General features: G+C 69.1%; 11 protein-coding genes and 1 pseudogene. 3 read left to right on the top strand and 9 right to left on the bottom strand.

What is annotated here, in order from left to right; genetic code table 11:
* Positions 1-71 precede the first annotated feature (71 nt).
* From ACWCXH_RS39225 to ACWCXH_RS39215, 3 genes are all read right to left on the bottom strand, one after another.
* Complete coding sequence (locus ACWCXH_RS39225) at positions 72-485, bottom strand: beta-propeller fold lactonase family protein (RefSeq protein WP_449806302.1); 414 nt, start codon at positions 483-485, stop codon at positions 72-74.
* A gap of 984 nt (positions 486-1,469) precedes the next feature.
* A complete protein-coding gene (locus tag ACWCXH_RS39220) occupies positions 1,470-1,739 on the bottom strand; it encodes a hypothetical protein (protein WP_449806301.1) in 270 nt (89 codons plus the stop codon).
* Complete coding sequence (locus tag ACWCXH_RS39215; RefSeq protein ID WP_449806300.1) at positions 1,736-2,044, bottom strand: hypothetical protein; 309 nt, start codon at positions 2,042-2,044, stop codon at positions 1,736-1,738. The genes ACWCXH_RS39220 and ACWCXH_RS39215 overlap by 4 nt, the downstream gene beginning before the upstream one ends.
* A gap of 225 nt (positions 2,045-2,269) precedes the next feature.
* Between ACWCXH_RS39215 and ACWCXH_RS39210 the strand changes: the two genes are divergently transcribed.
* A complete protein-coding gene (locus ACWCXH_RS39210; RefSeq protein ID WP_449806299.1) occupies positions 2,270-2,674 on the top strand; it encodes a nuclear transport factor 2 family protein in 405 nt (134 codons plus the stop codon).
* A gap of 225 nt (positions 2,675-2,899) precedes the next feature.
* Here the strand turns inward: ACWCXH_RS39210 and ACWCXH_RS39205 are convergent, their stop codons facing one another.
* The gene (locus tag ACWCXH_RS39205; RefSeq protein ID WP_449806298.1) at positions 2,900-3,772 is read right to left on the bottom strand and encodes an ABC transporter substrate-binding protein; all 873 of its coding nucleotides are present in this window, start codon (positions 3,770-3,772) and stop codon (positions 2,900-2,902) included.
* Between the two features lie 104 nt (positions 3,773-3,876).
* Positions 3,877-4,602: an SDR family NAD(P)-dependent oxidoreductase gene (locus tag ACWCXH_RS39200; protein ID WP_449806303.1), complete on the bottom strand. Its 726-nt coding sequence runs from the start codon at positions 4,600-4,602 to the stop codon at positions 3,877-3,879.
* Between the two features lie 403 nt (positions 4,603-5,005).
* Here ACWCXH_RS39200 and ACWCXH_RS39195 point away from each other — a divergent pair, with 403 nt between their 5' ends.
* On the top strand, positions 5,006-5,200 hold the full coding sequence (locus ACWCXH_RS39195) for a hypothetical protein (protein ID WP_449806297.1): 195 nt from the start codon (positions 5,006-5,008) through the stop codon (positions 5,198-5,200).
* Between the two features lie 458 nt (positions 5,201-5,658).
* On the opposite strand, the gene ACWCXH_RS39190 is transcribed toward ACWCXH_RS39195, so the two are convergent.
* The 4 genes from ACWCXH_RS39190 to ACWCXH_RS39175 form a co-directional block, all read right to left on the bottom strand.
* On the bottom strand, positions 5,659-6,291 hold the full coding sequence (locus ACWCXH_RS39190) for a DIP1984 family protein (RefSeq protein ID WP_449806296.1): 633 nt from the start codon (positions 6,289-6,291) through the stop codon (positions 5,659-5,661).
* 158 nt (positions 6,292-6,449) lie between these two features.
* Positions 6,450-6,770: a hypothetical protein gene (locus ACWCXH_RS39185; RefSeq protein WP_449806295.1), complete on the bottom strand. Its 321-nt coding sequence runs from the start codon at positions 6,768-6,770 to the stop codon at positions 6,450-6,452.
* 493 nt (positions 6,771-7,263) lie between these two features.
* Complete coding sequence (locus ACWCXH_RS39180; protein ID WP_449806294.1) at positions 7,264-7,896, bottom strand: hypothetical protein; 633 nt, start codon at positions 7,894-7,896, stop codon at positions 7,264-7,266.
* Between the two features lie 82 nt (positions 7,897-7,978).
* Entirely contained in the window at positions 7,979-8,500 is a 522-nt protein-coding gene (locus tag ACWCXH_RS39175) for a hypothetical protein (RefSeq protein ID WP_449806293.1), read from the bottom strand.
* Positions 8,501-8,821: 321 nt separating this feature from the next.
* Between ACWCXH_RS39175 and ACWCXH_RS39170 the strand changes: the two are divergent.
* Positions 8,822-9,241, top strand: a pseudogene (locus tag ACWCXH_RS39170) (protein kinase domain-containing protein); the annotation flags it as partial.

Below are 9,241 nucleotides of genomic sequence, written 5' to 3'. Positions count from 1 at the left end.
AGTTGCGCTCGCGTCACACACCACGGTCTACCGGATCAGGACCCGCCGCGAAGGTGAATCACACAGATTGATCACGACCGAATACGTGCCCTAGTGGTGGTGTCGATCACCGACACGGTGCCGTTGAAGTTGGCGGCGTAGACGTGCAGGCCGTTCGGGGTGATCGCCACAGCCTGCGGGAAATCCCCGGCGGGCAGGGCGATGGTGGTGGCGACGGCGTTGGTGGTGGTGTCGATCACCGACACGGTGCCCGAGCTGCGGTTGACGACGTAGACGTGCTTGCCGTCCGGGGTGACCTTGAGGTCCGCCGGTCTGGTGCCGACGGGGATGGTCGTGGTGACGGTGTTGGTGGCGGTGTCGAACACCGTCACCGTGTTGGCAGTGATATTGCCGATGTAGCCCTGCTGGCCCGTGGCGGCCATGGCCGGGGACGGGGCCAGCACCGGCAGGGCCAACCCGGCCGTCAGGGCCAGACCCGCCACCACGGCCCGCACCCGCACCCACGGCCTGGGCCGAGGCCCACCGCTTTCGGGCTCCGGACCGCGACGTGCGGGCTCACCCGCGGAATCGTGTAGACCGGCCAGACGCATCGCTCTCTCCTCGCAACCGGCGCCACGGCCCCGCGCCCCGACAGCGAGCCGCGATGATCTGGGATTAGCAGAACCGTGAGCTGTGAAGAACCAGGAACAAGCGATGTATACGACGCACTGACGAGAAGTCGGCGAACCACGCCCACAGCACTGCCGAACGAGGGACCCCTGCATCAGGACCACTGGCCGGCTGGCGACAGCAGCCGTGCTCCGAGCGCGGCAGCGGCCAGGGCGCAGCGAGGGGCAGCGAGCACAAGCCAGGCGGACCGAGCGACGGCCGGGTCGCCGTCCGGGCGTCGGCGAGGTGGCCGGGGAGGCCCCCCGGCCACTGGAGCAGCAGCGACCAAGACGGCCCAGGCGGTCAAGGCAGTAGGCGTCGGCGGCCGAGGCGGCTGAGGGCGCCAGGCCAGATGCCCCCGGGCTCTCAGGACAACGACACCGAAACCCACCGAGAAAACTCGATCCTCATGGCCCTGCTCGACATCCTCGACTCCTTCTGGGCCCTCCGTCCGATGCCCTCTACCCGCGGTCTGCCAAGCCGTCACGGACGTCGTCACGCAGCCCGTTCCGACGCGTCGACGTCGAAGCCGGCCTCCAGGACCCTCGGTCAACGCGAGCAGCGCCAGCGTGATCGCCCGATGCCCGGGATCAGTGACCTTCTCCACCGCGGCCTTGGCCTGCTCCGCGTATTCCTTGGCCCAGTCCAGGTGCTGCCGCTGTGCCACAACACCTCCCCCGCTCCGGCCGATCCGTGTGATGACGGTATGGGGTGAGCACGAGCCACGGGTGACGCTTCGCCGGATTCAGCCCCCGCCGCCGTGCCGGGGTCGGGCTGCCTTCCTGTCAGCCCGGGCAACCTGCTGATCGCGACCGAGCCGATCACCACCAGGCGGGCTCGGCGTCGGCGGTGCCCTGTTCCTGGCCGTCGGCACGGTGGCCGGCCTCCAGCGCCTGGGTCTCCTCGCGGAGCAGCTCGGTGATCCAGTCGGCCACGCCCGCGGGGAGCCGGACGGTGCGTTGTTCGATCTCGTACGGGGTGCCGATGGTCAGCCAGACGTCGGCGCCGGTGCCGGGGGTGGCGGCAAGGTCCGCGAAGGCTTCCAGGGTGTCGGCGAGGTCGGCCGCGGCGCCTTCGTTGTCGCCGTTCACCAGCTCGCCGGGCCGTTGGGGTCGGTCGGCTCCGAGCACTGGCGGATCGTGTCGGGGTGGTGGAGGTACCAGCCCCAGTCGTCGAAATCGGGGCCCCAGCGGACCAGGGCGACCCAGGTGGTGGAGCCCTGGTGCAGGCGCCAGCTTTCTATCCGACCGGGCCGCCAGGATCCGCCGATACGGATCTCCACCCACCGCCAGCGGGGCTCGGTGTCCCAGCACCGGCCGGGGCCGGACATCAGCTCGCGCGGTGCCCGCTCGGCATCGCCGGGCTGGTGGTCCGGGTGGCGGGTGTCCCGTCTCACCGAACTTTGACGGGTCTCATCGAGTTTTGTCGGTCCCTTGGTCGTGATGATCGGTCACCTCGGTCGGGTCATCTGATCCGCAGTGTCCTTGAAGCTGAGTCGCTGCCTCGGCGATCTACGCTGTCACCGTTGCCCATTACGTTCAACGGTCCTGCGTCCTGGGGAGCCTCGAAGCGTTCCCAGGTCCCCCGGATCGCTCCGGCCGCCTACAGAGGGGACAGTGCGATGGATGCTGACATCCGGACCAGGGCCGCAGTCGAGGAACACTGGCGGGCGTCGGAACGTGGGGATACCGAAGCCGAGCACGCCATCTACGCGGCGGACGCGATCCTGGACTACCCCCAGTCAGGTGAACGATTCCGGGGCCGCGCGACGATTTCGGCGCAACGTGGCGGGCACCCTGCCAGTCGGCACTTCACCATCCACCGGATCGTTGGCGGCGGGGATCTGTGGGTGAGCGAGTGTGTCATCACATACGACGGGGTGCCCACCTACTCGGTGAGCATTATGGAATTTGCCCACGGGCATGTGGTGCACGAGACGCAGTACTTCGCGGACGCCTTCGGTGCGCCTGAATGGCGGACAGCACTCGCTGAGCCGATGCCGGGCAGGGAAATCGACAGGGCCTGACCCAGGGCTGGCTTCGATCGGTTATGAGGCTGTGACAGCTTGCTAACGCGGGCTCCGGGCTTTTGCGAATGAGTGTTCCTGTCGTGTGGGTGTGGCGCGGCCCGAGTGCCGACTCGGGGTCGCACAGCCGCCTCCAGCTCCTGGCCGACGAGCGGCCGCGGGGGTCTCTGCGTCGGTGGTCCTGAGGTACTGCCCGCGCTTTGGCGGCGCGGCGTCGCCGGGCTTCTAGGCTGTGGCGGTGCGGTAGAACTCGGCTGCCGTGACGGTGGCGGGGACATCGAGTTCGGCGGCCACCTCGATGATCGCGCTGTCGCCGACCGCGAGGTCGGCTTGGCCGTCGGTGGTGAAGTATGGCGCGATGAACGTCTCGTAGTGGGCTCGGACTTCGTCCTCGGTCTGTCCGCCCAGGAACGTCCGCATGTGCCGCACGGTGGTGTCGGGGTCGTTGTGGATCACCTGCAGGGCGCGCCGGTGGGCTCGTACGACGGCCTGGACCGCGGGGTCGTCCGGGTCGATGTAGGTGGGGTCGACGGCCACGCCCACGGTGGGGATCTGGAAGTGGTCGCCGACCCAGGCCGGCACCTGCCAGCCCTGCTCGGCGGCGACTGCCTCGGGCGCCATGGTGCTGCCGACGTAGGCGGCGTCGATCTCGCCCTCGCGCAGTCTGCGCAGGTCCATGCCGTAGTCGCCGGGGGAGCGGACGACGGTGTCGACGTCGCGGTCGGGGTCGAGACCGGCCTTGCGCAGCACGATCCGGGCGAAGCACCCGGGTGGGGTGTGGGGGGCGTGTACCGCCAGTCGTTGGCCGGCCAGGTCGGTCAGGGAGGTCAGGCCGGGGCGGGCGAGGAACCAGAACAGCGGGTGGTGGGTGTTGACGTTGAGGGCGACCCACGGGATGCCGTCGGTCAGGCGGGAGAGCAGTGCCCGACCTAGTCCGATGGTGGCGCAACGGCGCAGCCGTTCGATGTCCCAGGTGCAGCCGTCGCGCAGTGCGACGTGGACGCCTTCGTCGGCGTAGTAGTCCTGCTGGTCGGCGATGTAGGCGGCCAGTTCCTCGTGTAGGCCCCGCCCGACGTAGGCGAGATCGATCCTGCACATGAAGCTGTTCCTCGATCCTGTCATCGCCGCGCCGCCCTGCACGGGCGCGGGACGGCGCGGCACATGGTGGTGAGGTGACGGTGCGGCGGATACGGGTCGGGCTGTCAGTCCATCAACAGTCCGCCGTTGACCGCGGCTGTGGTGCCGGTCATGAAGGAGTTGTCCTCGCTGGCGTAGAAGGCGACCGCTTGGGCGACGTCGGCCGGGCGCGCCAGGCGGCCCATGGGAGTGAGGGCCACCTGCCGCTGCTTGATCTTCTCGTCGAGCGCGGACCCCATGCGGGTGTCCTCCACCGGGCCGCCTGCGACGATGTTGACCGTGATGCCCTGCGGGCCCAGTTCCTGGGCGAGGTAGCGGGCGAACTGCTCCAGGGCGGCCTTGGCCGCGCCCAGCGCGATCATGCCCGCCCGGGGCCGGCGGCTGAGGCCGGTGCTGATGTAGACGATGCGTCCCCAGCCCTGTCCGCTCATGGCGGGCAGGACGGCCTTGGTCACCGCGAACGCCGCATGCATCTCGGCGTCGATCTTGCCGCCCAGCTCCTCCCACGTCATGTCCTGGAAGGACTTGACCGCATATGGGATCAGCGCGTTGTGCACGAGCACGTCGATGCCGCCCCACGCCGCCTGGACCTGTTCGATCATGCTCTCGACGGCCGCTGCCTCGCGCACGTCGGCCTGCACGGCCAGGGCCTGCCCGCCTGCGGCCTCGATGCCGGCCACGACCTCGTCGGCCGCCTTGGTGTTGCGCAGGTAGTTGACCACCACGCGCATCCCTCGCGCGGCAAGGAGACCCGCGGTGGCCGCACCGATTCCGCTGCTGGCCCCTGTCACCAATGCCACCCGGCCATCCGCCCCAGTCACGAGCCCACCTCCTGATCATCATCGCGGGCCGTCGGACTGACCGCCCGGAGTCCTGCGCCGTCGGTGCCAGGGCGGCTGAGCGGATCGCCCCGTAGCACGGTGTCGACGGTCGCCCGCAGCAGATCTGCCGCAGATCCAGTCCAGTTCGTGCGGAAGCTGCAAATTGAGTAGCCACTCCAACGCGCCGCGAGTGATCTCACCGAGCAGCTCAGGCGGCGGCGAAGCAGTCCCTGACAGTGCCCGTCCCGGAGCAGCTCGTCGAGCCGCCCGTAGACCACCGAGTCCACACGCTGCTCCACGTACTGGCGCAGCATCGCATCGCCCCGCCCTTCCGTGAGCTGAGCCGCGCCGATCCGCCCAGGTTTTAGGCAACGTGCCTGGTCGGCGCAGTGACACGGAAATCCAGACGGTCACCCGCGCCTGGCAGGCGGCCAGCGCACAACCCCAGGAGACCGCCAGCTACATCAAGCACCACCTGACGATCGCCGGCCGGTCCGATCCACTGTTCTCCGACGACGAAATCGCAATCTTCGGTGAGACGAACCTACCGGTCACCAAGATTCAGTGAGAACGCGCAACCTTCGTCGAGACGGAACAGCGGTGTCCTGTGTCACCGGACCTTGACCGTGTGCCACTGAACTTTGATCGCGGCACGGTTTGTGTCACTGAAGATTGACCGCCCAGGTCGGCGCCCTGGAGGACCGTCCGGCGGAAGGGCGCCACGACGGCTCCGGATGGAGCTTCTTGAGTGGCTCCGAGGCGGAGTAGGTGCGAGGGCCGTGCTGGTCGCACGGCCCTCGCACCGGGTGTGGGGCGCCCCGTTCCCGCCCTCGTCGTCCGGATCTGCACGTGGTAGTGAGCTGTGCGGTGTGCTGTGTCACCTGTACGCGGTGCTGAGCTGCACTGTTGGTGGGGAATCGAACTCCTGCGTTGCTCTTCACGCGCCAAGGGCCGGATAGACCGCCGACCCGCGGTGTGTGCACGCCTCCGTGACGACTACCTGCTTCCCACACCCCGTTCGTGGGATCAGTCCTCGATCAGGTCGATCTCCCAGTTGGTGCGCTGGATCAGGGTGTCCACCTCGCGGATCTCCTTGGCCAGGACGTCCGCCTGGGCGCGCAGCTCGGCGACCGGCAGGGCGGAGAGGATCCTGAGTTCGGACCGCAACTGCCGTACGGCTCCGCGCTGGTCGCGCCCGGACGCGGCGTCGGCAGCCGCGGTGGTCACCGAGTGGCGCAGCCGCAGGACGAGCGGGGACGCCGACTGCTTGGCTGGCAGGACACGGGCGAATTCCCGACAAGAGCCCAGCCACCGGTGCTCGTCATGCACTCGGACGGGACCCCTGTAGCCCTCGGGTGGGCCTTCGTACTCGTCCAGGCCGGTGAGCACGAGACTGTCTGCCCCAGGGAGCGGCCCTTGGCTTTCCGCGTCCTCCAGCAGCCAGGGGTCAAGCTCCTCGTCTTCCGGCACCAACCACACTCGGCTGCCGATCCAGCCGTGCACTTCAGCTTGTGGAATCCAGCCGAACAGCTCGTACGTCCCACGCTGCGGTTCCCCGAACAGTCCTTCCGCCTCGGCGCAGACGCCCCAGGCATGGCCATGCTCTGTCTCAGCCAGCGTGTACCGCGTCCGCCCGCGATGGTTCTCGTCCTCAAGCACGGTGGGAATCATGCCGGGGCCAGGACCCCACAGCGAGCCATTTCCCCCGTAGTCGGTCACGATGCCTCAAGGCGCCGCGGTCATTGACCACCCGTGCACAATGCGGGATCACGCAACCTCCTCGATCTCGGACGGCATGGCGGGCGGTTCTGCGCCAGTCAGCGGGCGGCCTGCGAGGCTCGGTGCGCCCCGCTCAGGGTGCGCAGGTGTTGGCGCTGCTCTCGCAGGATGCCGCCGTGGTCGACCGCCGTGTCCCGCAGGTAGATGCCGTCCTTGAAGTGCTGGAAGCCGATCGTCTCCCACAGCGCCGCGATCTTCCGGGTCACCGTGGCGCTGTACTCGTCCGTCACGAGGCTGTCGTCCTCGGGCCACTCGGTGGCGCCGGGTTCGACCGCGACCGCGCAGCAGCCGGTGTTCCCTCCTCCCGAAGCCCCGACCCCGAAGGAGAGCACTGGGCGCTTCCAGGCCGCCACGGCCAACGAGCGCTCTCCAACGCCGCGGTCCGGCCCGCATCCCGCCACGGAATCCGGGCCGAGGCGCTCACTACCGCCCGTCGCGCCCGCCGCCGGTCCCGGGCTTGGCGGAGCCCGCAACGGCGGGAGCAGCGTCGGGGCGCGGCGCGCGCAGGAGCCGGACGGTGCCGGGGCACGTCCGGGTTCGCTGAATCGACACGTCCGGGCAGTTGGGGGTACTGGGCGTGGCCTGGTAGGGCTGCCCCGGTCGCGGCGGTGTCCGTGGTCGGCGCTACGCTGCTGCGGCCCCGAGAAGGCACTGGAGGCCGTCACCTTGCGGTGGCGGCCTCCGGGTCAGGCATGAGGGTCATTCGTGTCCGGGGCGTGCGTCGATGGCGACACGACGGCGCTCGCCAAGGCCGCCCCCGCCATTGGCCTCCCCGGCCCGGCCCGATCCCGGTCCGCGACACCGCCTGGTACGCGGGCGTGAAAGACCTGGCGCTGATACTGCAGCCAAGCTTCAGTGCTGAGTGATCTGGAGCAGTTGCTGTTTGGTCCATCCGTCGCCGGTCGGGGTGAGCGCGGTGATCCGGTCGTCGGCGAGGTCGACGAGAAGCTTTGGTTTGGTTGCCTGGTCTTCGAGGAGGAGGACCTGAGGGTGGCCGTTGGCCTCCACGACGGTGCTTGCCCCGCACTGCTGCAGGTGGTCACGGAAGCGGTTGACTGCTGTACTCGCCTCGGTGGGGCGGAGTTTGAGGATCTGCTGAGTGAGGCCTTGGCCGGCACCGCCCCCGGTGATGGCCGACTTGATCCAGGTGTCCACGCCGGCCGCGCGGATGCGTGCCTCGCGCAGTTCGTCGGGGGCGCTCCACGGGAACTCCGCCGGGTCGCATGATGTCGAGGGGGCTGCCGGGGCCTGCGGGCAGCTCGTGGAGAGGATGAGGGAGGCCTCGGAACGCGTGTAGGGGGCCGCGGACCAGACGCTTTCAGGATGGAGCAGGTCGCCGGCCGGGGCGTGGTACTCGGCTGCGCACGCGATGGCCTGGGTGGTGGCGGGCTTTGCCCTGCTGGTGGGGTTGTCGTTGTCGCATGCCACCAGAACGGCGAGGGCTGCCAGGGTGACGAGTACGGCCGGTGCGGTGCGGTGGTTCATCGGTCTCCCCCGTAACGGGTTCGGGCGTCGGTTGCAGTGCGGGGTACGGCCCGCATGAGGCCGTACCCCGCACACGGGGTCATCAGGCGTTGGTGACCTCGGAGTACCGCTCCGGTGCGGTAGCGCTGCCCCACGACGTGCTGGTCTGGCAGTTGCTGTAGGTGTGGACGATGCGGACGCCGAAGCGGCGGTTGATGATGCCGTCGTTGTAGTGGACGGTCGTCCACGCCGGAACGTTCACCTGGAACGTTTCCGTGTTCGAGATCGTCGCCGACGCGGTGACGGACAGGCCGAGCTTGGCCTGGATCTCGGTGACCAGGACGTCCCCGCTGACCGAGACCTCGGCACTGACGGTAGCGCTCAGCGTGCCGCTGTTGGTCCGGGCGATGGAACGGCTGATCGAGGCACCGGAGTTGTTCGAGATGGTGCCGCTGTCGTGGGTGCTCCAGTCCCAGCCGACCTGCTCGTAGTAGCGGTTCGTCACCGGCTCGCAGTAGTTGCCGCTCTGGCCCGGATCCACCTCGGTCGCGCTCGCCGGAGCAGCCCCCAGAACCCCGGCCAGGACAGCACCTGCGAACACGCCGGCAACAGCCTTCTTCATCATCAGAATTCCCCTCCTGAACCCACCCCTGGTTGGGGCGGACACATAGGACCCTAGGCAGTCATGGATGCTCTGCAGGCGAAACTTGAGGAACCCCTGAGCAAGACATGCCAAGTAGTGAGCTGTACTCCGCTTCAGCGGTTCACCATGCATCTGCCGGACACCCCGAATCCGCTGCCGCTAAGGGACAGACCATCTCTGGAGCGGGGAACCGGACTCCGGACCAGAACCTGGCAACCCGGCGGCGCCGACGTACCACCCACGGAATAGGCCGGGCGGCTTGACGGCCGGTCCGTCGTTCAGACTCGGGGAAGGGTTCGGCACGTGACCTTGGCGGAGCACGATCCGCGGGAAATCGGCGGGTACCTCCTGGAGAGCCAGCTCGGTGCGGGCGGGATGGGCGTGGTCTACCGCGCCCGGTCGGTGTCCGGCCGCCAGGTGGCGGTCAAGGTCATCCGGCCCGAACTGGCCGCCGACGCCGAATTCCGGGCCCGGTTCCGGCAGGAGGTCACGGCCGCCCGCAAGGTCAGCGGCGCCTTCACCGCACCCGTCCTCGACGCGGACGCCGACGCCCCGGCGCCCTGGCTCGCCACCCTCTTCATCCCCGGCCCCTCCCTCGGCGAACGCGTCTCCCGGCAGGGCCCCCTCCCCCCCGCCCGAGGGCCGCCGCCTCGCCGCCGGACTCGCCGAGGCCCTCCGGGTCAGGCATGAGGGTCATTCGTGTCCGCGGCGTGCATCGATGAC

This window comes from Kitasatospora sp. NPDC001660, from assembly GCF_053596725.1.
This window is presented reverse-complemented; position numbering and strand designations above follow the sequence as displayed.

Bases quoted from the DNA above. Each gene is read 5' to 3' on its own strand.
- ACWCXH_RS39205 (WP_449806298.1), bottom strand. From the start codon at position 3,772: ATGTGCAGGATCGATCTCGCCTACGTCGGGCGGGGCCTACACGAGGAA.
- ACWCXH_RS39175 (WP_449806293.1), bottom strand. From the start codon at position 8,500: ATGATGAAGAAGGCTGTTGCCGGCGTGTTCGCAGGTGCTGTCCTGGCC.
- ACWCXH_RS39180 (WP_449806294.1), bottom strand. From the start codon at position 7,896: ATGAACCACCGCACCGCACCGGCCGTACTCGTCACCCTGGCAGCCCTC.
- ACWCXH_RS39210 (WP_449806299.1), top strand. From the start codon at position 2,270: ATGGATGCTGACATCCGGACCAGGGCCGCAGTCGAGGAACACTGGCGG.